14 protein-coding genes and 1 pseudogene are annotated in these 24,849 nt (G+C 70.6%); 8 read left to right on the forward strand and 7 right to left on the reverse strand.

Annotated features, from left to right (window positions below; translation table 11 throughout):
- Window positions 1–51: 51 nt before the first annotated feature.
- Window positions 52–735, reverse strand: a complete 684-nt coding sequence (locus tag ACK8N7_RS25860) for a thioesterase II family protein (protein ID WP_381013827.1) — start codon at window positions 733–735, stop codon at window positions 52–54.
- Between the two features lie 330 nt (window positions 736–1,065).
- Here ACK8N7_RS25860 and ACK8N7_RS25865 point away from each other — a divergent pair, with 330 nt between their 5' ends.
- Window positions 1,066–2,133, forward strand: coding sequence for a diiron oxygenase (locus tag ACK8N7_RS25865; RefSeq protein WP_403208351.1), 1,068 nt, complete (start codon window positions 1,066–1,068; stop codon window positions 2,131–2,133).
- Window positions 2,134–2,223: 90 nt separating this feature from the next.
- On the opposite strand, the gene ACK8N7_RS25870 is transcribed toward ACK8N7_RS25865, so the two are convergent.
- Genes ACK8N7_RS25870 through ACK8N7_RS25880 form a run of 3 tightly spaced genes read right to left on the reverse strand, consistent with a single transcriptional unit; the run spans window position 2,224 to window position 5,234 of the window.
- Entirely contained in the window at window positions 2,224–3,162 is a 939-nt protein-coding gene (locus tag ACK8N7_RS25870; protein WP_403208353.1) for an HAAS signaling domain-containing protein, read from the reverse strand.
- Window positions 3,159–3,497 carry a PadR family transcriptional regulator gene (locus ACK8N7_RS25875; protein WP_018961692.1) on the reverse strand — a complete coding sequence of 113 codons (339 nt, stop codon included), beginning with the start codon at window positions 3,495–3,497 and terminating at the stop codon, window positions 3,159–3,161. The genes ACK8N7_RS25870 and ACK8N7_RS25875 overlap by 4 nt, the downstream gene beginning before the upstream one ends.
- A gap of 60 nt (window positions 3,498–3,557) precedes the next feature.
- Window positions 3,558–5,234 (reverse strand): AMP-binding protein, encoded by a 1,677-nt coding sequence (locus tag ACK8N7_RS25880; RefSeq protein ID WP_403208355.1) that lies wholly within the window; start codon window positions 5,232–5,234, stop codon window positions 3,558–3,560.
- 264 nt (window positions 5,235–5,498) lie between these two features.
- Here ACK8N7_RS25880 and ACK8N7_RS25885 point away from each other — a divergent pair, with 264 nt between their 5' ends.
- From ACK8N7_RS25885 to ACK8N7_RS25905, 5 genes are all read left to right on the forward strand, one after another.
- Complete coding sequence (locus ACK8N7_RS25885) at window positions 5,499–8,729, forward strand: amino acid adenylation domain-containing protein (RefSeq protein WP_500444252.1); 3,231 nt, start codon at window positions 5,499–5,501, stop codon at window positions 8,727–8,729.
- The gene (locus ACK8N7_RS25890) at window positions 8,726–15,232 is read left to right on the forward strand and encodes a non-ribosomal peptide synthetase (RefSeq protein ID WP_403208359.1); all 6,507 of its coding nucleotides are present in this window, start codon (window positions 8,726–8,728) and stop codon (window positions 15,230–15,232) included. The genes ACK8N7_RS25885 and ACK8N7_RS25890 overlap by 4 nt, the downstream gene beginning before the upstream one ends.
- Window positions 15,233–15,416: 184 nt before the next feature.
- A complete protein-coding gene (gntD, locus tag ACK8N7_RS25895) occupies window positions 15,417–16,505 on the forward strand; it encodes a guanitoxin biosynthesis L-enduracididine beta-hydroxylase GntD (protein ID WP_500444253.1) in 1,089 nt (362 codons plus the stop codon).
- Between the two features lie 32 nt (window positions 16,506–16,537).
- Window positions 16,538–17,308: an SDR family NAD(P)-dependent oxidoreductase gene (locus tag ACK8N7_RS25900; protein WP_403208363.1), complete on the forward strand. Its 771-nt coding sequence runs from the start codon at window positions 16,538–16,540 to the stop codon at window positions 17,306–17,308.
- Window positions 17,309–17,391: 83 nt separating this feature from the next.
- Entirely contained in the window at window positions 17,392–18,735 is a 1,344-nt protein-coding gene (locus tag ACK8N7_RS25905; protein ID WP_403208365.1) for a cytochrome P450, read from the forward strand.
- Here the strand turns inward: ACK8N7_RS25905 and ACK8N7_RS25910 are convergent.
- Window positions 18,695–19,516: pseudogene (locus ACK8N7_RS25910) on the reverse strand (thioesterase II family protein); the annotation flags it as partial. The gene ACK8N7_RS25905 and the pseudogene ACK8N7_RS25910 overlap by 41 nt on opposite strands.
- Window positions 19,517–19,626: 110 nt before the next feature.
- On the opposite strand from ACK8N7_RS25910, the gene ACK8N7_RS25915 reads away from it, so the two are divergent.
- Together ACK8N7_RS25915 and ACK8N7_RS25920 are read left to right on the forward strand one after the other, a co-directional pair.
- Entirely contained in the window at window positions 19,627–19,971 is a 345-nt protein-coding gene (locus ACK8N7_RS25915) for an acyl carrier protein (RefSeq protein ID WP_403208367.1), read from the forward strand.
- Complete coding sequence (locus ACK8N7_RS25920; protein ID WP_500444254.1) at window positions 19,968–21,716, forward strand: acyl-CoA dehydrogenase family protein; 1,749 nt, start codon at window positions 19,968–19,970, stop codon at window positions 21,714–21,716. The genes ACK8N7_RS25915 and ACK8N7_RS25920 overlap by 4 nt, the downstream gene beginning before the upstream one ends.
- Before the next feature lie 25 nt (window positions 21,717–21,741).
- Here ACK8N7_RS25920 and ACK8N7_RS25925 read toward each other — a convergent pair whose 3' ends face one another.
- Together ACK8N7_RS25925 and ACK8N7_RS25930 are read right to left on the reverse strand one after the other, a co-directional pair.
- On the reverse strand, window positions 21,742–23,139 hold the full coding sequence (locus ACK8N7_RS25925; RefSeq protein ID WP_403208371.1) for a helix-turn-helix domain-containing protein: 1,398 nt from the start codon (window positions 23,137–23,139) through the stop codon (window positions 21,742–21,744).
- Between the two features lie 726 nt (window positions 23,140–23,865).
- A complete protein-coding gene (locus ACK8N7_RS25930) occupies window positions 23,866–24,609 on the reverse strand; it encodes a 4'-phosphopantetheinyl transferase family protein (protein WP_500444255.1) in 744 nt (247 codons plus the stop codon).
- Between the last annotated feature and the right edge of the window lie 240 nt (window positions 24,610–24,849).

Below are 24,849 nucleotides of genomic sequence, written 5' to 3' on the forward strand. Positions count from 1 at the left end.
GCGTGCGGGGACAGGCAGCCGACCGGCAGCTTCCCCGTCCGGCCCCCGCCCTCAGCGCAGCGTCGTTCCGAGGGCGTCGAGCGCCGCAGGCGCGCCGGTGAAGAGGTAGTCGTGCCCGCCGGGCAGCAGCCGGAGGGAGAACTCGCCCGCCGCGCAGTCCCGCCAGCGCTCCAACTGCGCCCCGCTGATCAGTGGGTCGTCCGCACCGCCGAGGACATGCAGCGGGCAGTCGACCCGCTCCGGCCCGGGGGCCAGGTAGGCCTCTGTGAGGGCGAGGTCGCGGCGGACGGTGCGCAGCGCGTACCGCAAATACGCCGGGTAGCGTGACAATTCTGAAGGAATGCCGCCGAAGCTGTTCAGCCAGGCGAGCAGCCCGGCGTCGTCCCGGTCCGATACACGCCGGCGCACCGGGGTGTGCGGCGACCGTGCCGCGGACACCAGCAGTGCGCGCGGCGGGGTCAGGCCGCGCCGCGCGATCCCGACGGCGATCTCATAGCCGAGCAGCGCGCCGAAACTGTGGCCGAAGATCGCGTACGGCAGGTCGAACTCGTCCGAAATGCCGTCGATCACCGCGTCGGCCAGTTCCTCCATGGTCTCCGGCAGCGGATCCGTGCCGCGTACACCTCGGCCCGGCAGCTCCACCGTCGCGAGCTCCACGCCGGAGGGTGGGGCGAGACGCCACGGGGCGAACGAGGCCGCGCTGCCGCCTGCCTGCGGCAGACAGAACAGCCGCATCCGGGGCCGTGAAGCGCGTACCCGGCCCACGATCCAGGGACAGTCGTCATGGGGAGCCGGTGCGCTTCGCGAGCCGGACGGATTCCCTGAGCGGGTGGGTGGTGCGGCGGCAGTCATGCGCGTCCCGCCCCTTCGGTCGGCCGACGGTCATGCGGGGCAGCAGCCCCTTCCGGGCATCATGGTTCGACGGGTGGCAGCGGGGCCAGGCATGGGACCGGCAACCGGTCTGCCGCCAAGTTGCCCCATGGGTGCCTGGAGAGCTGTTCCGGGGCGCGTCAGACTCCACGAGCGTCAGTCCTGTTCCGTGCCCGAGGGGTGGACCGTAATCCAATGACCACAGTTCCGGACTCGGTGACCGGCTTGGCGGCCGCTCCTGGCGGGTCGGCCGCCACGACCGGCTCGGCCGAATCGACCTTCTTCACACTGGACACCGTCACCGCGGACCTCATGGAGGTCGACGCGATGTTCAAGGCATTCTTGAACTGGGACTACGGCCAACGCGACAGCCGGGTGTGGAACCTCTACGAGAAGAACAAGCTCTCGCAGTGGAACGCCACCACCGACATCGACTGGGACCACGACATCCACTTCGGGTCGGAGATGTCGGAGGAGAGCGGGGGGAGACTCGCGTCCTTCGTCGTCGGCGAGGGAAGTCCCGTGCCCCGCGAACTGCTGACGCAGTTCCGCTGGCAGTACCAGTCGTGGATGTGCAGCCAGTTCCTGCACGGCGAGCAGGGTGCGCTGGTGACCACGGCCCGGCTGGTGGAGACGGTGCCGGACATGGATGCCAAGACCTACGCGGCCTCGCAGGTCGCCGACGAGGCGAGGCATGTCGAGGCGTTCGCCCGCTATGTCGACGAGAAGCTGGGCGATTCCTACCCGATCAATCCCGGGCTCAAGACGTTGCTGCACGATCTGCTGTCGGAATCCCGGTGGGACATCGTCTATCTCGGCATGCAGGTGGTCGTGGAGGGGCTGGCGATCACCGCGCTGCGGCTCGCGAGCAGCGGCTTCGGGGACCCGATCATCCGTCAGATCACCAAGATGGTCGCGAGCGACGAGGCCCGGCACATCGCCTTCGGGGTCACCGCGCTCACCGGCATGTACGGGCAGGTGACCGCCGCCGAACTGCGTGAGCGCGAGGACTTCCTGCTGGAGGCCATACAGCTGATGTCGCGCCGGTTCATGCTGCGCGAGGTCTGGGAGCGGATGGACCTCGACGTGGAGAAGGGGCTGCTGTTCGCCCGGACGAACCCGATGATGGCCACCTACCGGCAGATGCTGTTCCAGCAGGTCATCCATGTCCTGCGGCAGTTGGACATGCTCTCGGACCGGGTCAAGAGCCTGCTGCTGGCGGAGAACCTGGTGCGTCCCGAGATCATGGCGGTGACGCGCTGATTCCGGGCTCCTCCACCGTCGCGCCGGCGCCGATGTCACCTCGGGTGACATCGGCGCCGGCGTTCCCGCTTCCCTCGCCTCTCTCCCGTCCTACTTCTTCGCCGCGCGGAAGCTGTTGACGACGGCGATCAGACTCGCGACCAGGACGATCAGCGCCACTCCGGTGTAGACCTCGGGCGTCGTGTTGTCGGTGACGTCCGCCAGGAAGTCCGGGTTGAAGATCTGCCGCTGCTGGAGGATCCAGGCCAGCGGCAGCACGAACACCGCCTGGGCGATGGCGTGCAGGACGGCCAGCCGGCTGGTCCAGCCGTGCGTGACCACGCGGACCAGAGCGAGCACGACGAGGCCGGCGAGCCCGGTGAGGATCGGCCAGATCCACCCCGACCACAGGTCCGGGTCGAGTACGGCGATCCGCTCCCCGCCGTCGGTCCGGTAGGGCTCGGAGAGCTGCTGCCAGACGGTCAGGCCGAGCAGCAGCGCGTACCAGACCGCCGTCAGGACGGCACCGATGCCGACCTTCTGGGGCTCACGGGTCTCGGGCAGGTCGTCGGGGGTCCAGTCGGTGGTACGGATGAGAGTCCCCTTCCGATGGCCGACGCGCTCGGCGACGGCGAACAGCACGGTGAGTACGGTGACCATCTGGGCGCCGACCGTGAACACCGTCTCGACGCCGGCGCCCACGGCCGCCCCGAGGCCGTTGTCGTCCACGATCTCCAGCAGCACGAACACGGCGGTGAGCGCCGGCAGCACGGTGGTAAGCAGGAAGACCAGCAGCCGGATGTAGGTCGGGTAGAGATCGGGGCCGATCAGGGCGAGCGGCCGGTCGGTGTAGCGCGCGGCGTGCCGGATCGGATCGCCCATCTCGCTCAGCACCTCGCGCTCGACCGTCTCGGGACGGGCCGGGTCGCGTGCTTCGATGGTGTCGGCGATGGTGGTGCGCAGCTCGTCGGCGATGTCGTCGCGCTGATCCGCGGGCAGCCGCCTGACGACCTCGTGCACGTAGCGCTCGGTGAGCGTGTTCGTGCTCATCCATTCTCCTTGGTAAGCCGTGAGATCGAGGCGACGAGGTCCTGCCATTCGCGCACCAGTGAGGTGCGTACCCGGGAGCCCTCGGGACTCACCCGGTAGAACTTCCGTGGCCGGGACTCGTCGGTGTTCCATTCGCTGGTGAGCAGGCCTTGCTTCTCGAGTCGGCGCAGCAAGGGATAGAGGGTGTTGCCGTCGACGGTGACACCCGCGTCGTTGAGTGTCTCCAGCAGTGCGTAGCCGTACTGCGGCTTGCGGAGCAGCGCGAGGCAGGCCAGGACGACCGTGCCGCGCCGCAGCTCCTGGGCCTGGCCAAGAGCGATCTCTTCTGTAGCCATGCACTGCACTGTACTGTGCGGCACACACTATTGTCACGCGTACGGTTCGCCCAGGACCGATCAGTCCGCTGCGACCGGCGCGTCCTCCGCCTCCGCCGCCTCCTCCGCTTCCGCCGTCAGCGGTCGGGTCGTCGCGTCGAACTCGCCCGCGCAGAGCGCCTTCCAGATGACCCTCCGGCGCGGTTTTCCGCTCGACGTGACCGAGACACCGCCACGGGGCAGCTCGACCATGTGGAGCTCCGCGTCGCCGAGCCACTCGGAGAGAACCTCGTGGGCGGCCTCCCGCCAGCCGGGCCGCACGCCGCCGAACACCGCCACGCCGGTCGGTACCCCGTCGCGTACCCCCAGCAGGACGGCGACGCGCCGCTCGGGAATGCCCCGGTGGTGCAGCAGGGCCTCCAGGCTCTCGGCGAAGACCATCTTCCCGTTCACCTTCAGCCCGTCGCCGAGCCGGCCGATCACGAAGAGCTGCCCGTCCCGCAGGAAGCCCGCGTCACCGGTGGCGAGCCCCCCGTCATCGACGCTGGTGCCTGAGGCGGACCCGGTGGTACCGATGTACCCGCTCGCGATCGACACCCCGGTGACGACGATCTCGCCGACCCGTCCGTCCGGCAGTTCCTCACCTTCCTCGGACAGGATCCGCACCGTCCTGCCCTCCAGCGGACGGCCGCAGCCGACCACCGCCGCTCCGGCGAGAGACGCCGCGTCTCCGGCGTCCGGTGCCTGCGCCGACCAGCCCTCGCCGGGGGCCAGACCGGTCACCGCGAGGGTCGCCTCGGCGCTGCCGTACGCGGGGAGCAGCGCGCCGCGGTCGAGACCGTGCGGCCCCAGCAGGGCGTGGAAGTCCTCGAGCACCTGCCGGTCGACCCGCTCCGCGCCGATGATCACGCACCGGACCGAGTCGAAGCGCAGCTCCCGCAGGTCGGCCGGTCTCACCCGGCGAAGGATGTACGCCAGTCCGAAGTTGGGCATGGCCGTCATGACGGCGCCCTGGTCGCTGATGCAGCGCAGATACCGCAGCGGCGAGCGGATGAAGTCGTCCGGCTGCATCATCCAGCCGTCGAAGCCGGTGACGACGACGTTCAGCAGGAAGCCGACGAGACCCATGTCGTGGTGGACCGGCAGCCAGCTGATCGCAGGGTACTGGGGCGCGCAGCCCAGCCACTGCCCCATTCCGGCGAGGTTGGTCCGCAGGGCATCGGCGGAGATCGACACGCCGCGCGAGAAGCCGCTCGACCCGGAGGTGAACTGGATCAGCGCGGTCTCCGGCAGTGGCATCGGCCGCTCCAACGGCGCCACTCCGAACACGAGTTCGTCGAAGGTGACCGGCTCCTCCAGCCCCAGCCCACTCGCGATCTTACGGATCTGCTCCAGCGACTCGTCGTCGCAGATGGTGAACCGGGGCGCGGCTGTCCCGAACAGATGGCTCGCGTGCCTCTCGTACTCGTCGGCGCGCTGGAAGGCGAAGGGCGGAGGGATGGAGCACGGCGTCGCACCGGCCGCCAGCGCTCCGAAGAACCCGGCGACGAAACCCGGGCTGGAGCGCAGCACCAGGGCGACCACGTCGCCCTGCCCGACCCCCTGCGCCCGCAGGGCGGCGGCGGTTCTCAGCACCAGCGCGGCCAGATCACGGTAGGACCAGAAGTCCCATCCGTCGGCGGAATCCGCGTAGTACAGGCCGCGCTCGGTGGACGGCTGGTCCAGCCAATCGAGCAGGCCTCGGTTCCGGTCTCCCAACGTCCCTGTCCTCTCACATGGTTCACGGCACGTCCGGCACACGCGAGGCGTGGCGCCGTGCCCGGCTCGCCGCAGCATCACCCGCGTCCCGTACGAGAACCAGGCAAGCGGCCGGTAACTCGGCCCGGTCCGGGCGGCATTTCGACCAGCGCCGCTGATTGCCGGTTCGGTTGCCTGGTTACCGCACGGGCGGGCGATGCAGCATCGTCGCGAGATCCGGGCCTTCAGGCTCGCGGGGATGCACGAGAGAGCGGTTACGACCCGATGACTTCACGCGCCGAGAACGGTCTGCTGCCGCTGACGGCGGCCCAGCGGGGGGTGTTCTTCGCCCAACGGCTCGACCCCGCCAACCCGGCCTACAACACCATGGTCGCCATGGAGGTACGCGGGCCGCTGGACGGCGGGCTGCTCCAGCGCGCGATCCGCCGGGCCGAGGGGGAGAGCGGAAGCTTCGACGTCGAACTGGTGGAGCGGCCGGACGGTACGTACCAGCGGCCGGTCCCACCCGGCTGTTCGACCTGGCAGGAGTACGACTTCAGCGACGAGCCGGACCCCCTCGCCGCCGCGCGGACGCTGATCGACAGTGACCGCGCGACCCCGCTCGACCTGGAGAAGGACGCGCTGTCGGCGCACATCCTGATACGGGTCGGAGCCGATCACCACGTCTGGTACCAGCGCAGCCACCACATCCTGTCCGACGCCTTCGGGTCGGTGCTGCACTCGCGCCGGATCTCCGCGTGCTACGAGGCGCTGGCCGCCGGGACGGAACCCGACGGTGAACCGCTGGGCCGGCTCCAGGACCTGCTGGCGGACGAGAGCGCCTACCGTGCGTCGGCGGACTACACCGCGGACCGGGCGTACTGGGCCGGCATCTTCACCGACCGGCCCGAGACGGCCGGTCTGGCGCCGGGAGCGCCGACGACCGCGGCGGGCATGGCGATCGCCACGACGACGATGCTTCCACCGGCCGAACTTCGGGCGCTGCACACCGCCGGGCGGGCCGCCCGCACTCCCTGGACGGTGCCGATGCTGGCGGCGGTCGCCGCCTATCTGCACGGGATGACGGGGGCTCAGGACCTGACGATCGGGGTGCCCACCACCGCGCGGCTCGGGGCGAGGTCCCAGAACGTGCCCGGGATGCTGTCGAACACGCTTCCGCTGCGGATCACCGTCGACCCCGCGGCCGACCGCGCCCAGCTGGTGCGGCAGGTCGCCCGGCGTCTGGGGGAACTGCTCACCCATCAGCGCTACCCGTACGACGAACTCCGGCGTGACCTGCGCATGCTCGGCACCAATGAGCAGTTGTTCGGGGTGCTCGTGAACATCATGCCGTCGGGGTCCGAGACCGCGTTCACCGGTCGCGAGGCCGAGGTGATGGCGCTGTCCGGCGGACCCGTCACCGACCTCAACATCACCTGCCACCCCGATCCGGGCGGCCGGGGCATGCGCATCGAGTTCGAGGCCAACCCCGACCGGTACGGCCTCGCCGAACTCCGCACACACCAGCACCGGTTCATGGACTTCCTCTCCCGCTTCCTCGCCAGTCCCGCAGATGTGCCGCTCGCCCGCGTCGATGTCCTGACCGCGGCGGAACGCACGCGGGCACTCGCTGCGGGCAGCCCCCGGCAGGACACGGAGCCCGTCGTCCCGCGTACCTTCCCGCAGCTGTTCGAGGAGCAGGTCAGGCGGACCCCGCACGCCTGCGCCGTGCTCTCCCCGACCGAATCCCTCGACTACGCGGCGCTCAACGTCCGTGCCAACCGTCTGGCAAGGGTGCTGGTCGGGCAAGGTGCCGGCCCCGAGCGGCTGGTGGCGGTCGCCCTCCCGCGCGGCAGTGCCGCCCTGACCGCCACGGTGGCGGTGATGAAGTCGGGCGCGGCGTGTCTCCCGGTCGACCTCGACTACCCGCGGTCCCGGATCACCGCCATGCTCGACGACACCGCACCACTGCTGCTGCTGACGACCCACGTGGCCGACGACGCCACGCTCGCCCCCGAGGTGCCGCGCCTGTACCTGGACGAGGCGGCCGCTCCCGTCGGCTCCCCACCGGCGGGCGGCGACACCGGCGGCCGCGATCTCGACGACCGGGACCGCCTCACGCCCCTGCGACTGACACACCCGGCGTACGTCATCTACACCTCAGGGTCGACCGGCAGGCCCAAGGGCGTCGTCGTCACGCACACCGGCCTCGCCGCGCTGACGCGCCACCAGAGCGACCTGCTGCGCCTGACCCCCCGGACCCGCGTACTCCAGTTCTCCTCGCCCAGCTTCGACGCCTCCGTATGGGAGCTGTGTGCGGCGCTCCTCACCGGCGCCGCCGCGGTGGTCGCGCCGACCGAACGGCTCACGCCCGGGCCACCACTGGCCGAGCTCGTCGGCGAACTCGGCGTCGACTGTCTGCTGCTGGCCCCGTCCACGCTGGCGGCCATGCCGGCCGGGGGGCTTCCGGACGGAATCAACCTGGTCGTCGGCGCCGAGGCGTGCCCGCCGGACCTGGTCGCACGCTGGTCGCCCGGCCGGCACATGGTGAACGCCTACGGCCCCACCGAGTCGACGGTCATCGCGACCCAGACCGGTGCGCTGTCCGGGCGGACCGTCCCGCCCATGGGCCGTGCTGTCCCCGGCACCCGCGTCCGGCTGCTCGACGACGCGCTGCGGCCGGTGCCGCCCGGAGTGGCGGGCGAGGTGTATCTGAGCGGTGACGGGCTCGCCCGCGGCTACCTCGGCCGTCCCGGAACCACCGCGGAACGGTTCGTCGCCGACCCCTTCGGCGTGCCCGGCACCCGGATGTACCGGACGGGAGACGTGGCACGGCGGTCGGAGAGCGGCGAGCTGTCCTACCTGGGCCGTGCCGACAGCCAGGTCAAGGTACGGGGCTTCCGCATCGAACTCGGCGAGGTCGAGAGCGTTCTCGCCGAGGCGCCCGGAGTCGACCGGGCCGTGGCGACCGTCCGCGAGGACCGGCCGGGCCACCGGCACCTGGTGGCCTACGTGACCCCGGCCGTGGAGGGCGCGGCGGACGTGGTCGCGTTGCGTGAGTTCGTGGCGGGGCGGTTGCCGGAGTACATGGTTCCGGCGGTGGTGATGGTGGTGGAGTCGTTCGCTCTGACGCCGAACGGGAAGGTGGACCGGGGGGCGTTGCCGGTGCCTGAGTTCCGGGCGGCGGAGGTGTACCGGGCTCCGGTCACCGAGCGGGAGCTGGTGTTGCACGAGGTGTTCGCGGAGGTGCTGGGGCAGCCGCGTATCGGTGTCGACGACAGCTTCTTCGACCTCGGCGGCGACTCCATCATCGCCGTACGGGTGGCGTCCGGGGCCCATCGGGCCGGACTCGCCATCGCAGTCAAGGACGTCTTCGTCCACAAGACCATCGCCAAGCTCGCCGAGGCGGCCGAGGACGTCGGCGAGCGGGCCGCGACCCCCCGTGCCGGGAGCCTGGTGCGGATCGACGCGGAAGAACTCGACGAGCTCGAAGCCCAGTGGGGGACAGCACTGTGAGACAGACATCCCTGGAAGCGGTCCTGCCGCTCTCGCCGTTGCAGCAGGGCATTCTCTTCCACGCCCTCTACGAGGAGGGACAAGCCGACAGCGGGAACATCGACTTCTACAACGTCCAGACGCCGCTGGAGCTGACCGGGGCACTCGACACCGACCTGCTGCGTGCTTCCTGCGGTGCGCTGGTCGGCCGGCACGCGAGCCTGCGCGCAGGATTCCTGCGCCGTCGCTCAGGCGAGGCCGTCCAGGCCGTCGCGCGGGTGGTCGAGCCGCCGTGGGAGGAGATCGACCTCTCCGGCTTCGGCCAGGAGGAACTGAGGCCACGTCTCTCCCGGCTGCTCACCGAGGAGCGCGCGAGGCGCTTCGACATGGCGAAGCCGCCGCTGCTCCGGTTCACGCTGATACGGCTCGCACCCGACCGGCACATCCTGCTGATCACCAACCACCACATTCTGCTGGACGGCTGGTCGCTGCCCCTGATCCTCGGCGATCTGTTCCGCATCTACGGGGACGGCGGCACGGCGGAGCGGCTGGAGCCGACGGTGCCCTTCCAGGACTATCTCGGCTGGGTCGGCGAGCAGGACAGGGACCAGGCCGAGCGGGCCTGGAAGGGCGTGCTCTCGGGGGTCGACGGCGCCACGCTCGTCGCGGACGGGGCCGGCACCGGCTCCTCGGACCGGGGACAGCGGCGCGTCGTGACGGAGCTGTCCGAGCGGGCCGCGGCGGAACTCACCGCCCTGGCCCGGAGCCGCGAACTCACCATCAACACCCTGGTCCAGGGCGCTTGGGCGCTGTTGCTGACCGAGCTGACCGGACGCCAGGACGTCGTCTACGGGAACACCGTCGCCGGCCGCCCACCGGAGCTCCCCGGCAGCGACCGCATGGTGGGCCTGATGATGAACACCGTGCCCGCCCGGGTACGGATCAACCCGGCAGAGCCGGTGGCGGACCTGCTGGCCCGTATCCAGCACGACCACACGGCCGTGATGGGTCACGAATACCTCGGCCTTGCCGAGATCCACCGCGCCGTAGGCGCCACCGAACTCTTCGACACCACCGTCGCCTTCGAGAACGTTCCCGTGGAACAGGCCGTCCAGGGCGCCTCGGTGCCCGGGCTCGACGTCGGCCTGCTGCGGGACGCCGTCGACGAGGCGTTCGAGGGCACCCACTACCCGCTGAGCCTGGCCGTCCACCCCGGCAGCCGCCTCCGCTTCGAACTCAACTACCGCGAGGACGTCTACAGCGCCGATACCGCGAGCGGCGTACTGCGGCGCCTGACCGGTCTGCTGGAGGACATCGCCGCCCGGCCCGACGAGCAGGCCGGGCGGCTCCCCTCGCGGACGGACGCCGAGCGGCGCGAGATCCTGCGCGAGGCGAGCGGACACGCCGTCGAGCGGCCGGCCGGGACGCTGCCCGGTCTCTTCGAGGCACAGGTCCGCGCGACGCCCGACGCGGTGGCCGTCGCGGACGGCACGACCAGCCTCACCTTCAGTCTGCTCAACGCCGACGCCAACCGCCTGGCCCGGCTGCTCGCAGCCCGTGGCGTGGGACCGGGCGACCTCGTCGGTGTCGCCGTGCCGCGCTCCGCGGACGCCGTGGTGGCGATCCTGGCAGTCCTCAAGTCGGGCGCAGCGTACCTGCCGATCGATGTCGACCACCCCGCGGAGCGCATCGCGGCGATCTGCGCGGAGGCCCGACCGGCCCTCGTCCTGGCTTCCGTCGCCACGGTGGGCGACGTACCCGAATCGGTGCCGGCGCTGCTGCTCGACGAGACCATTCCGCCCGCGGACGGGACGGACCTCGACGACGACGACCGCACCGGTGCGCTGCTGCCCGCCCACCTCGCGTACGTCATCTACACCTCGGGCTCCACGGGGCGCCCCAAGGGTGTGGCCGTGGAACACCGCAACCTGGCCAACATGTTCCACAGCCACCGGGCGAACTTCTTCGAACCCGAGCGGGCGAGGGCGGGCGGCCGGCCGCTGCGTGCCGCGCTCACCAACTCGCTCGGCTTCGACGCCTCCTGGAGCCAGCTCCTGTGGATGGTCGCCGGACACGAGTTGCACATCGTCGGTGACACCGTGCGCAAGGATTCTCTGGCACTCGTCCGCCACGCGGCGGAAGCACGGATCGACGTCGTCGACACCACACCCTCCGTCGCGCGGCAGATGCTCGACGCGGGCATGTTCGAGGCGGCGGGGGAGCGGCACCGCGTGCGAGTCCTCGCGCTCGGCGGCGAGGAGGTGGGCGACGACCTGTGGGCCGAACTCCACGGCGTACCAGGCCTGTCGGTCTACAACCTCTACGGTCCCGCCGAGTGCACGGTCGACGCGATGTTCTGGCACCCCGGCGGCTCACCCGGTGCGGCGGCGGACCCGCCCGCCATCGGTGTCCCCGCCGACAACACCCGGGTCTATCTCCTTGACGCGTTCCTGCGGCCGGTGCCGGCCGGGGTCGTCGGCGAGCTGTACATCGCCGGTGACGGGGTCGCCCGCGGATATCTGGGCCGGCCCGGCCTGTCGGCGGAGCGTTTCGTGGCCGACGTGTTCGGCCCGGCGGGTGCCCGGATGTACCGCACCGGCGACCTGGGGCGCCGCCGGCCCGACGGTGTCGTGGAATACCGCGGCCGGTCCGACTTCCAGGTCAAGGTACGCGGCCACCGCATCGAACTCGGCGAGATCCAGGCCGTTCTGGCCGACCACCCCTCGGTGGGCCAGGCGGTCGCGGCGGTGTCCGCCGACGCCGAGGGCGTACGGCGGATCGTCGGATACGTACGGGCGGCCTCCGGTGAGCGGCCGGACGTGGTCGCGTTGCGTGAGTTCGTGGCGGGGCGGTTGCCGGAGTACATGGTTCCGGCGGTGGTGATGGTGGTGGAGTCGTTCGCTCTGACGCCGAACGGGAAGGTGGACCGGGGGGCGTTGCCGGTGCCTGAGTTCCGGGCGGCGGAGGTGTACCGGGCTCCGGTCACCGAGCGGGAGCTGGTGTTGCACGAGGTGTTCGCGGAGGTGCTGGGGCAGCCGCGTATCGGTGTCGACGACAGCTTCTTCGACCTCGGCGGCGACTCCATCATCTCGATGCAGCTCGCGGCCCGCGCCCACCGCGCCGGACTCGCCGTCACCGTCAGGGACGTCTTCGTCCACAGGACCATCGCCCGGCTCGCCGAGGCGGCCGAGGACATCGAGGAGAAGGCCCCCACGGCGGCGGACAGCTCCGGCACCGGGCCGCTGCTGTCGCTGAACGATGCCGAACTGGCGGAGATCACCGCCGACGGACACGAGCTGACCGACGTACTGCCTCTCACCCCGCTCCAGCAGGGCATGCACTTCCATGCCCTGCTGGCCGCCGACGGCATCGACGTCTACACCGCCCAGGCGCCCGCACGGCTGGAGGGACCACTGACGCCCGCCGTGCTGCGCAAGGCGTTCGACGCGGCTCTCGCCCGCCACACCGCGCTGCGCGTCTCGTTCCGGCTCCTGGCATCGGGCCGTTCCGTCCAGGTGGTGCACGGGGGCCTGCGCGTCCCGTGGCGGGAGATCGACCTCTCCGGTCACGGCCAGGACGAACGCCGCCGGCGACTGGCGGAGCTGGTCGACGAGGACCGCGTCACCCGCTTCGACCTCACCGCTCCTCCGCTGATGCGGGTCACCCTGGTCCGGCTCGGGACCGACGACCACGCCCTGCTGACCACCTACCACCACGCCCTGCTCGACGGATGGTCGCTGCCGCTGTTCTTCCGTGACGTCTTCTCCCTCTACGCCCGCGGCGGAGCCGACACGGGTCGGCCGGTGGCTCAGTTCACCGACTTCCTCGGCTGGCTCACCCACCAGGACGATGAGGGGGCGACGCGGGCCTGGAGCGAGGCCCTGGCCGGTATCGACGAACCGACGCTGGTCGCCCCGGGCGCCGACGCGGCGGCCGCGACCGTGCCCCACCTGGTGACGGAGGTCCTGGACGCGGAGGGGACGGACGCGCTCACCGCCGCGGCGCGCGGCGCGGGCCTGACGCTCAACACGGTCGTCCAAGGAGCCTGGGCGGTGGCACTCGGTCACCAACTGGGGCGGGACGACGTCGTGTTCGGTGCGACGACCGCCGGGCGCCCACCGGAACTGGCCGGCGTCGAGGAGATCGTCGGCCTGTTCATGAACACCGTCGCCGTACGGGTACGGCTGGACCCCGCACGATCGCTCGACCACATCCTGACCGACCTCCAGTCGCACCAGGCCGAGCTGCGCCCGTACCACCATCTCGGGCTCCCCGACGTACAGCGGGCTCTGGGACTGGGGGATCTCTTCGACACCGTCATCGGGTTCGAGAACACCCCCTTCGACGGGGCGGCCATCCAGGAGCAGGTCCCGGGCCTGCGGATCTCCCTCGACGAGGAGCCCGTACCCGGCGCTTCGCACTATCCGCTCAGCCTGGTCGTCATGCCCGACGAGCGTCTCAGCCTCGAACTCAGCTATCGTGCCGACCTGTTCACGGCCGAGGCGGCCGGCGCGCTGCTGGCCCGGGTGCGCAGGGTCCTCGACTGCTTCGTGCACGACCGGACCGTACCTCTGGGCCGGATCGACCTGCTCACGGACCGGGAACGCGGTCAGCTCCTGGCCGCGGCGGAAGGGGCGGCCCACGAGCGGACGGCGACCTTCCCGGAGCTCTTCGAGGAGCAGGTACGGGCCACACCCGACGCCGTCGCGGTGTACGACCACGAGCTGGCCCTCACCTACGGGGACCTCGATGTCCAGGCCAACCGGCTCGCCCGCGCGCTGGTGGACCGGGGTATCGGTCCGGAGCGTGTCGTGGCGATCGCGATGCCGAAGTCGGCACGGTCCGTCCTCGCGGTCCTGGCGGTCCTCAAGGCCGGCGCGGCCTATCTTCCGCTGGACCTCGGCTACCCGCCGGACCGGCTCCGCTACCTGATCGGTGACGCGCGGCCGGATCTCGTCCTCACCACCGGTGAGGGCGCGGCGGTCATGGCCGAGGCCGGTGCGGGGAAGGTGCTGTGCCTGGACGGGTCCGGGCCGGATGCCGAGAACGTCACCGAACTTCTGTACTCGGAAGCGGAGTTGACTGCCGGTCTGTCCGGGGCGACTCTCACCGACGCCGACCGGGTCGCGCCGCTGCGGCCCGCGAACGCCGCCTATCTGATCTACACCTCCGGGTCGACCGGCCGCCCCAAGGGCGTGGTGGTGTCCCACCTCGGGATCGCCGCTCTGATCGCCCAGCAGCGTGACGGGCTCGCGCTCCGTCCGCAGGAGCGGGTGCTGCTGTTCGCCTCGCCGAGCTTCGACGCGTCCGTATGGGAACTGGCCACGGCGCTCCTGACCGGGGCGAGTGCGGTGACCGCGGACCCCGACGAGCTGCTCCCCGGACCGGCCCTGGCGCGGACCGTGGCGCGCCACGGTGTGACCGCGCTCCTGCTGCCGCCGTCCTCGCTCGCCGTACTGCCCGAGGACGCCCTGCCCCACGGGGTCACCCTCGTCGTGGGCGGCGAGGCGTGCCCGCCGGACCTGGTCGCACGCTGGTCGGCCGGGCGCCGCATGGTCAACGCGTACGGTCCCACCGAGGCGACCGTCATGGCGACGATGAGCCGCCCGCTGTCCGGGCGGACCGCTCCGCCGATGGGCGGGCCGGTCGTCGGCGCCCGGGTCCATGTGCTGGACGACTCCCTGCGGCCGACGCCCGTCGGGGTGGCGGGTGAGCTCTACCTGGCGGGCCAAGGCCTCGCCCGCGGCTATCTGCGGCGGTCCGGGCTCACCGCGGAGCGCTTCGTGGCCGACCCGTTCGGCCCGCCGGGCGCGCGGATGTACCGTTCGGGCGACATGGCGCGGCGCACGGCGGACGGGGGCCTGGAGTACCTCGGCCGCGTCGACGAGCAGGTCAAGGTACGGGGCTTCCGTATCGAGCCTGGCGAGATCGAGGCGGTGCTCGCCGCCGACCCCTCGGTGGGGCAGACCGTCGTGGTCGTACGGGAGGACACCCCCGGCTCACCACGCCTGGTTGCGTACGCGGCCCCGGTGGCGGACGGTCCGCTCGACCCGGCTGCGCTCCGTGAACGCGTCGCCGCCGTGCTGCCGGAGCACATGGTGCCCGTGGCCGTCGTCGCCCTCGACCGACTGCCGGTGACGCCGAGCGGCAAGCTCGACCGCGCCGCTCTGCCCGCACCCGACTTCTCCGGAGCCGGCGGCGGCCGGGCACCGCGGACCGAGCGCGAGAAGCTGCTGTGCGCGTTGTTCGAGAAGGCCCTCGGCACGGAGGGCGTCGGCATCGACGACAGCTTCTTCGACCTGGGGGGCGACTCGATCGTCTCCATCAAGCTCGTCACGATGGCCTACGCGGAGGGCCTGGACATCGCCCCGCGCGACGTGTTCGCCCACAAGACCGTGGCGGCGCTCGCCACCGCGGTCAAGGACCTGGTTCCGGCGGCGGACGCCGATGAGGCCGACTCGCAGGAACCGCTGATCACCCTGGACCAGAGCGAACTCGACGAGTTCGCCGAGGACTGGCGGTAGCCGGCCCCTCGCACACGGGGCCGACGCACCACCGCACCGAGCGACATCACCGGACCACGAAAGGCCTGGACCCTGCCAGGCCGGTCCGGTGCGCACCACCACGCGGCCCGGCCACCCGGCGCGGACCGCACAGGACCGAACGACGGACGACCCGAGCGGTCACGACCAGGTGAGGACAACCGACATGACCAGCAGCACCCCGACTGTTGACGTACCTTTCCCGGACGTGGCCGCGGCGGCCATGCCGGGGAAGGACCGCGGCGACACTCCCGCCGAATACCACCTGGACACCACCGAAGTCGCCCAGTTGGAGGAGGCCGCCGCACGGCTCCGTGACGCCCACGGGTCACCCGGCCTGCCGGACTTCTACGACCACGCCCACACGGCCGAGGAGCTTCTCCCCGCCGGTCTGCGCAGATTCCTCCTCTCCTACCGCAGGACCGAGAGGTCCGCCGCATGCCTGGTGCACGGCTTCCCGGTGGACGACGCGCTGATCGGACCCACACCCGACCACTGGCGCCACGCCATCCGCTCCGACGCGGCCCGGTCCCAGGAGCTGTGGCTGGCGATGTGCGGCATGGCGCTGGGCGACCCGTTCGGCTGGGAGACCCTCCAGGAAGGGCGCATCATCCAGAACATCCTGCCGATCCGGGGCGACGAGCTGCGTCAGAGCGGCTACGGCAGCGAGAGCCTGCTGGAGTTCCACACCGAGGACGGCTTCCACCCCAACCGCTGTGACTACCTCCTGCTCTTCGGGCTGCGCAACCCCGACCTGGTGCCGACCATCGTCGCCTCCGTCCGTGACGTCCGGCTGAGCGACCACGACCGCGCGGTACTCGCCGAGGCCCGCTTCCGGATCATGCCGGACACCGAGCACATACGGCAGTTGGAGGCTCTGGACCCCGCACATCCCGCGCTGGAGAAGCTGTACGGGATGATCGACAGCGCCGTTCCGACCGCCGTTCTGTCGGGCGACCGTTTCAATCCCTACCTGCGCATCGACCGGCCGTTCATGGACGTCGCACCGGGGGACACCGAGGCCGAGGGCGCGCTCGACCGGCTGATGGCCGAGCTGCACCGGGTGCAGCGGGACGTCGCTGTGGGCCCCGGCTCGCTGCTCATCGTGGACAACTACCGGGCCGTGCACGGCCGCCGGTCGTTCACGGCCCGGTACGACGGCACCGACCGCTGGCTGAAGAAGCTCACCGTCAGCCGCAACCTGCGCCGCAACTTCAGCGGATACGTACTCGGCAACCACCGCGTCATCGTCTGAGCCGCTCGGGCGGGAGGAGCAGGAGGAGCATCATGCGCACAGTCATCGTGTCCGGCGCGTCCAGCGGTATCGGACTCGCCACCGCCGAGCGGTTCGCCCGCTCGGGCGACCACGTGGTCAATCTCGACATCCAGGCACCCACCGGCGACGCGGCGGACGGCCCTCGCGAGGGGGGAGGTGAGATCCGGACGGTCATGCTCGACATCGCCGACTGGACCGCCGTGGGTGAGGCCGTCGACCGGGTGCACGCCGAGCGCGGCCGCATCGACGTCGTCATCGCCAATGCGGGCATCAGTGTCCGGCACTCCATCCTCGACCTCACCGAGGCGGACGCCCGGCGCACCCTGGATGTCAATCTGATGGGTGTCCTGGCCCTGTGGCGGCACGCCGTTCCGCACATGCTGCGGGAGGGACACGGAGTGCTCCTGGCGACGGCGTCCGTCAACGGGTCGCGCGGCTACCCCCTCTACGCGGACTACAACGCCAGCAAGGCGGGTGTCGCCTCGCTGTGCCAGACCTTCGCCGTGGAGCTGAGCCCGCTGATCAGGACGGCGTGTGTCGCCCCCGGCGCCGTACTGACACCCATGCAGCGCGCCGAGTACACCGACGCGATGCTCGATGAGGTCAACGAACGCATCCCGGCCAGGCGGCACGCCCTGCCCGAGGAGATCGCGGACGTGTTCCACTTCCTGGCCTCGCCGCAGGCATCCTTCATCTCCGGTCAGCAGTTCACCGTGGACGGCGCGGAGACAGCCGGTGCCACCACAGCGTTCTTCCCCGGCCCCACCGAGCCGATGCGCTGACCCGGACGGCGGCGCCCAGCCGCCGTCCGCCCCGCGCCCTTCCGCTGCCGCCCGCCCGTAACCGAGTCCGAGGAAACCGCCCCATGGACACCCGCCCCGCACTCGATCAGGGCCCGCTCGACGCCGTCGATCTGGCCGATCCGCTCCTGCACGCCCACCACGACCTGGGGCCGTTGTGGCGCCGCCTGCGGGACGAGGCGCCGGTGCACTGGCAGCCCGAGAGCGACAGCCGTCCAGGGTTCTGGGTGATCAGTGGTCACGCGGACGTCGTCTCGGTGCTCAGCGACAGCGCGAGCTTCACCTCGGAGCGGGGAAACGTGCTGGACACCCTGCTCGCCGGCGGTGACTCGGCGGCCGGGAGGATGCTGGCCGTCACGGACGGACAGCCGCACAAGGCGCTGCGCAGCGCCCTGCTGAAGCCGTTCTCGCCGCGATCCCTCGACGTGGTGGTCGAGAGCGTGCGGCGGGGTACCCGGCGGCTGGTCGAGGAGGCGGTGGAGCGGGGCGAGGTGGACTTCGCCGCTGACGTGGCCGCGCACATCCCGCTCGCCGCCATCTGCGACCTGCTCGGCGTGCCGCCCACCGACCGGCAGCACATCATCGAACTCACCTCCTCCGCCCTGTCCACCGAGGACGGGCTCCCCAACGAGGAGGCGACCTGGGCGTCGCGCAACGGACTGCTGCTCTACTTCTCGGAGCTTGCCGCCGCCCGGCACGACAAACCGTACGACGATGTTGTCAGCCTGCTGGTGACCAAGGAGATCGACGGGCGGCCCCTCACGCACGAGGAGATCGTCTTCAACTGTTACAGCATCATCATGGGCGGCCACGAGACGACCCGCTTCTCGATGGTCGGCGGGCTCCAGGCGCTGATGGAGCGGCCCGGCCAGTGGCGGGCCCTCAAGTCCGGCGAAGTGACGACGGACTCGGCGGTCGAGGAGGTACTGCGCTGGACGAGCCCTGCCCTGCACAGCGGGCGGACCGCGACCCAGGACCTCTTCCTCGGCGACCAGTTCGTCGAGGAGGGCGACATCGTCACCACCTGGCTGGCCTCCGCCAACCGCGACGGCCGGGTCTTCGCCGAGCCCGACGAGTTCGACCTTGCAAGGACCCCCAACAAGCACCTGTCGTTCGCCTACGGGCCCCACTTCTGCCTCGGTGCGTTCCTGGCCCGTGCCGAGCTGACGGCCCTCCTGGAGAGCCTGTGCGACCTGGTCGCACAGGCTCGTCCGACAGGCCCGCCGACCTACGTGTACTCGAACTTCCTGAGCGGTCTCTCGTCCCAGCCGGTGAGCCTCACCGGAGAGCCGGCAGGGCGTCGAGCACCGCTGACATCGTCTGCCGGGGGTGGGTGCCCGGGAACGAGTGACCGCCGGGCAGCACCCGGGTCCGGTGCTCCGCCGGTGTGTACGCGGCCCACGGTCTGACCTGTGCCACCGGGGCCACCGTGTCGTCCTCGCCGGCCAAGGTGAAGAGCGGGCAGCTCACGGCGACCGGGTGCGGAATGACGTAGCCCTCGGCGAGGGCCAGGTCGCCCCGGACAGCCGTCAGCAGATCGCTCAGAAAGTCGGGGAAGGCCAGGAGTTCGCGCGGCAGCCCGCCGGTACTCAGCAGCCAGGCGATCAGCTCGTCGTCGGAGCCGGCCGAGATCGGCTCACGCATGAGGGGCAGATGCGGCGCGCGGGACGCCGAGGCCAGCAGGGCGCTGGGCGGTCGCAGCCCCGCCCGCTCGATCCGCAGCGCCAGCTCGTACGCCACCACGGCGCCGAAGCTGTGGCCGAACAGGGCGTAGGGCAAAGTCAGTTCGGGCTCAAGGCCGTGGAGAAGGGCCTCGACCAGTGCGTCGAGATCGTCCGGTACGGGCTCGTCGATCCGCGAGCCGCGGCCCGGCAGCTCCACCGGCACCAGCTCCATGTGCTCGGGGACGTAAGGTCGCCAGGCATGGAAGGCACCCGCGCCACTGCCCGCAGGCGGAAGGCATATCAGCCTCAGTCGCGGGTTCCCGACGGTGAACCGGGCGCTGACCCAGTCGACTGCTGGTGTGCTGTCCGTTGTGCTCATGCCGGTCAGCCTCATCGCCGAGCCCGGTTCCGGCAAGGCAGGCGGGCGGCAACTTCGGTGGGACGGCGGGTTCTCGGAGCGCTGGTAACGCCTCGACGGCCGGGCCGGGTCCACCTCCTCCGGCCATGGCGACTGACGAGGCGTCATGATGCCCTGGACGGACAGTCGGTCGGGTTGCCCGACAGGCTCCTAGTTGCCGCGCGCTTGCCGGGCCCGTTGCCTGGGCCCGGTCATCGGCAGGTCCTAGCGTCGACGGCATGACTCACACTCCTGCCGCCATCGGCACCGAGGCCATCGCTCCCGTGGTGATCGGTATGGTCCAGGTGGTCGCGCCTCGCAAGCTGGACCGGATCGATCTCGACCACCGGCTCGTCGGTGACCTCGGCTTCCACTCCTTGGTCCTCGCGGAGCTCGGATACAACCTGGAGGATCTCTTCACCCTCCAGGCGCTGAACCCTGAGGCCGCCATGAAGCTGGAGCGGGTCAGTGACGTGATCGAGCTGGTCAGCGCCGAGGTGGTTGCGGGCCGGGCGGAGCTGCCCGACGCGGAAGCCTTGAGCGGCATGTTCAGCCGCTACGGCGTCGACAGCCCCCTGGTATGAGCGGCCACGCAGGCGAGCGCCCGGCCCACGCGCTGGTCGCCGATCTGGAGCGGACGCTCGGTGACCCGGCCGCCGAGAGCGGCCCCTTCAGCTTTGCCGAGATCGTGGCGCACGAGGAGAACGACAGTCTTCCACCAGGGGCGGTGGAGCTGCTCAGATCGTGGGGCTTCTCCGGTTACCTGGTGCCCGAGGAGTTCGGCGGCCGGCTCCGGAACCTCGAAGACCTCTTCCTGCTCACCCGTACGCTCGCGCGCCGCAATCTGACGCTCGCGGTGATGTTCGGCTCCGCGCTCCTCGGGGTCAACTCGGTCTGGCTGTGGGGGAACGACGAGCAGCGCGCACGGGTCGCGGGTGCCCTCCTGGACGGAGAACTCGCCTGCTTCGCGGTTTCCGAACCCGACCACGGCAGCGATCTCGGCACCAACGAGACCATTGCCGAGCCCGATGGTGACGACTTCCTCCTGACCGGAGAGAAGTGGCCCGTCGGCAATGCGACCCGGGGCCGTTTCGTCACCGTCTATGCGGCGATCGACGGTTCGCGGTCCTCTTTGCTGCTCCTTGACAAGGAGCAGATGGAGAAAGGCAGTTGGACCAACCACCCGTTCGTGAGGACGGTCGGGCTGCGCGGTCACGACCTCAGCGGGATCACCTTCGAACGTACCAGGGTGCCCGCCGGCGCACTCCTCGGGCGTCCCGGTGCCGGACTGGTCGGAATCCTTCAGGTGCTCCAGATCACCCGTACGGCGATCGGAGCACTGTCCATCGGCACCATGGACTCGGTGTTGCGGATCGCTCTGCGTCACGCGCGTGAGCGGGTGCTCTACGGACAGGAGATCTACCAGCTTCCGGTCATCCGGCGGCATCTGGTCCACTCCCATGTGGACCTGCTGATCGCGGAATGCACGGCGCTGCCGGTGGCGCGTTCGCTCTCCATCGTGCCGTCCCGGCTCAGCCTGTGGTCGTCCGTGGTCAAATACCTCGTCCCGACCCTCGGCGAGGAGGTGGTGCAGGAGGCGGCCAGGGTTCTCGGAGCCCGGAGCTATCTGCGGGAAGGCGTGGCCTCCGGCGCGTTCCAGAAGCTCCAGCGCGACCATGCGATAGCGAGCATCTTCGAGGGGACCACGCACGTCAACCTCCACAGCATCGCCGCACAGCTTCCCGCGGTGGCGCGAGTGGCCGACCGTCCCGCCGTCGGCGGGGAAGAGGTGCTGCGGCAGCTCTTCGACTGGTCCGAGGACGCCCCGCAGTGGCATCCGTCGGGCAGGGCGCTGCGGCTGACCAACGCCAGTGAGGACGAGATCACCCGGGGCTGGGGTCCGGCGGCCGCCGAGGCCCGCCGGATCGCGGAACGCGAACTCGCCGGGCCCGAGGGCGCCGCGCTCGTCAAGGTTCTCAGCGAGCTCTCCCGACGCCGGACCGACTTCTACGCGCGGATCGCCGCCGAGGCGCCCGACGCCGCCTCCACGCACGGGCAGGATCAGGCCACCGAGCACAGCGTCCACCACGCGGCTGCCTCCTGCCTCTACACCTGGCTCTACTCCTTCGAGCGGGAGCGCGCGGCGCCGGGCGGCAGCGGATGGCTGGTGCTGGCGCTTCAGCGACTGCTGCGGCGGCTGGACCACACGACCGAGCTGGAGGAGAGCTGCCTGCCGTGGCTGGAGGAGCTGATGCTGTCGAGCCTCGAAGGCCCGCGGCATTTCTCACTCCAGGCCGTCAGGTCAGCTGCCGGGCCGGCGCCGGCATGAGCGGGCCGCCGTCCCCGGCGGCGCGTCAGATGGCCCGGCGCCAGGTGCTGCCCGCGAGTACAGGCCGGTCGCGGGCCTGCTCGGCGGACCGTCCGAGGTCCGTCGAGGCTTCCTCCTGTGTGACCCAGTGGCGCACGAGTGCGTGGACCCCGTATCTGTACTGCTGCCCCCGATTGATCTGGACCAGTGAGACGTCGGCGAGTTCGGCCAGGAGGTGGGCGACGCGTGTGCTTCCGAATCCCCCGCCCGACTGGGCCGGGATCGCGTCCAGGGAGAACGTGCGGGGCAGCGAGGACAGTTCACGGAGCAGCTCGCGATGAGGGGCGGGCAGCAGTTCGTAGCTCCACCGCACGCTGTCCGACAGCGTGCGGTGCCGCGACAGGTCACCGGCGTCGACATGTGCGAGCAGGTGGAAGAGCGTCCCGTCGTGCAGGAGTGTGGTGAGAGGGAGCGATCTGAGTCCTCGCGCGGCCACTTCTATCGCGAGTGGCATGCCGTCGAGGAGCCGGCAGAGCTGCTGCACCAGCGGCAGGCGGTTGCCGAGGTCGAGCGTCGGCAGACTGGCCCGTACCCGGCGCAGGAACAGCTCCACCGCGCTCGGGAGTTCGGTGTCCGAGCCGTCCCGCTGGTCGCACGAAAGCGGCTCGACCTCCCAGGTCTCGGCCGCGCCGACGGCCAGGGCGCGGCGCGAGGTCACGATGATCTGGAGCCCGGGATGCTCGTCGAGGAGCTGCCGCGCGATCCGCGCCGTCTGCTGCGAGACATGCTCGGCGCTGTCCAGTACCAGGAGCCGCCGTCCGAGCCCGGCACCGCCCCGCGCACCGCCTTCGTTGCTGGTCAGGCGGCGCACTACACGCGTCAACTCAGCTGCCGAGGCGGCGGGTTCCAGATGCTGGGGCGGGATGTCGTGCAGTTCGGCGACGGCCACTCCGCCCTGGAACAGCGGGCGCAGCCGGGATGCCGCTGCCAGGGCGATCCGGGTCTTGCCCACGCCGCCGGGTCCGGTGAGAACGATCAGCCGGCTGCGCTGCGCGGCGGACAGGACGTGCCCCAGGTCGGCCTGGCGGCCCACCAACGCGTCGCCCAAGGGCCGGGGGCCCTGCCACGGCGGGAGTGCTGTCTGGTCGGAGTGGAGGTCCGGGGACTGCCCGAGCGCCGGCCTGCGCCCGCTGTCCCAGGGCGCCGGCTCGGAGAACGCGGTGGCGGTGGCGCCGAGTGCGGTGAGCAGCAGGCTGACGGAGGTCCGACGTGGATTGGTGTTGGAGCCGGTTTCCAGATTGCGGATGGTCCGGACACTGACGCCGGAGCGGTCGGAGAGCTCCTCCTGCGTCCAGCCGGACAGTCTGCGTTGATTGACCAGGAAGTCGCGGAGCTGACGAATGTCTGTTCTGTCGAAAGAGTAGTGTTCCTTCAGAATCGGCATGTAAGCCCCCCGTGAATTATTAACAGTGCCAGTCGTGCGCATCCGCGCGATGCGAAAATCCGGTCGCCGCATTCTTTATGAGAGCGGTGGTACCGATAGGCGAGCCGTGGCGTTTGTAGCGCCGTGAGGTTCGCGTGTGCGCTGACGAGCGGCTCAGTGAAACATCTCCTGCAATTACGGAGGACCCTACTCCAAGACCTCATCCGAGTGGGAGATGTGGAGGCGGCAGAAAATTCGGCTGAGCAGCACGGCTCCGATCGCTCCGGCTTTGACCAGCTGTGACTCGCCGGTAAGCGCGCTGCCCACCGGTGTACATGCTGAAATCATCAGCATGTGCCTATTCGTTCCTTGTGGAGCGAGTGCGTGGGGAGGCATGGGTACGGCAAGGACCTGCTTGCCCGTATCGCCTGCGCAGCCCCCGTCGAAGAGGCGGGAAACCGACGTTCAAGGTGTCCAGCACTGATCGGTCGCCTTTCCTGTCTGGGGCGTCGGATCGGACTTCGACGAGTCACCCCTACCCACTGCGGATCCCGGTCACGTCGTCCTGCCGGGCGCCCGGACAGGAAGCGCCGCACTCTCCCGAGGTCGATCGGGGCTCCCGGCCCCGAAGGGGCGTTGGCCAAGTCGACGAACGCTCATGACGGCCTGAAAGTACCGCATCGATGTGCTCTCAGACAGGCGAGATTGGCTTAAAGTAACATTGTCAGATGGTGAAGCTCAGATGTTTCACCGGGTTGGTTGTTTCCGATTGTCCCAATTTTTCCCTGCTTTCGGCGCCAAATCGTCCAGGAGGTCAGGCGATACATAGCTGGCCGAAAGTGCCACTACGGACAGGAGGAGGCCGGAACGTGCCGCCCAGCGGCCGGTGAACCCAGCTGGGCCGGGGGATGAATTGGGTGGTTCAGGCGCCGGGGGAACTGCGAGGAACGTGCCGTCGGGCCGCAGTCGAACGGTGAAGTCCCGAAAGCCGAAACGGGTTCCCGTCCACGGCGAGAACGCCTTGTAGGAAGCCTCTTTGGCGCAGAAGAGCAGACGGTCCAGTGGCAGACCGACGGCCGAGGGAAAGTCCTGCCGGAGCCAGCTCGCTTCGACGTCCGTGACGATCCGCTCCGCCATAAAGCGGGAGAGGGGCTCCCGCGGTTCCGCGTCGATGCCCAGAGCGGCGAAGTCCTTGGTCAGCGCGACAGCGGCCGCGCGATAGTTCCGGCAATGGGTCATGCTCCCCACGACCCCCGCAGGCCAGCCGGGTGCGCCCAGGGGGCCGGGCACCAAGGGTGCCGGGTCCACCCCGAGGGCGGTCAGTGCCGCACGGGCGCACCCGCGCACCGTGGTGAACTCCTTGCGCCGCTCGTCGAGCACCCCTTCCACCACTGCCTGTTCGGTGGCGAAGAGGGGGACGGCGCCGTCCGGGCCGTCGTCGTCGAATGCCTCCCGCGCCCGCACCTCGGTGGGCACCACCTCAGCGATCACGCCTCGCCTCCTCCTGCTGAACAACGGGTTACGTGGGAGTCGCGATTCTTCCGGTAGCGGTGCGCCGGGCCTGCCGCCGGGTGTTCGATCCGGCGGCGGGGCGGGCCGGATCCGCGCCGGGACCATCGATGTGTACGACCGTGGCCCGGTCGATCGAGCGGCAATTCCCGCCCGGTGAGTTGCCGGTGCGCTGCCTGGCCCGGCCCGCTCCCTATCGACCAGCATGCATCGCAGGTCGGC

Origin of the sequence: Streptomyces griseobrunneus, from assembly GCF_046713465.1 — a bacterium.
Classification (GTDB): domain Bacteria; phylum Actinomycetota; class Actinomycetes; order Streptomycetales; family Streptomycetaceae; genus Streptomyces; species Streptomyces microflavus.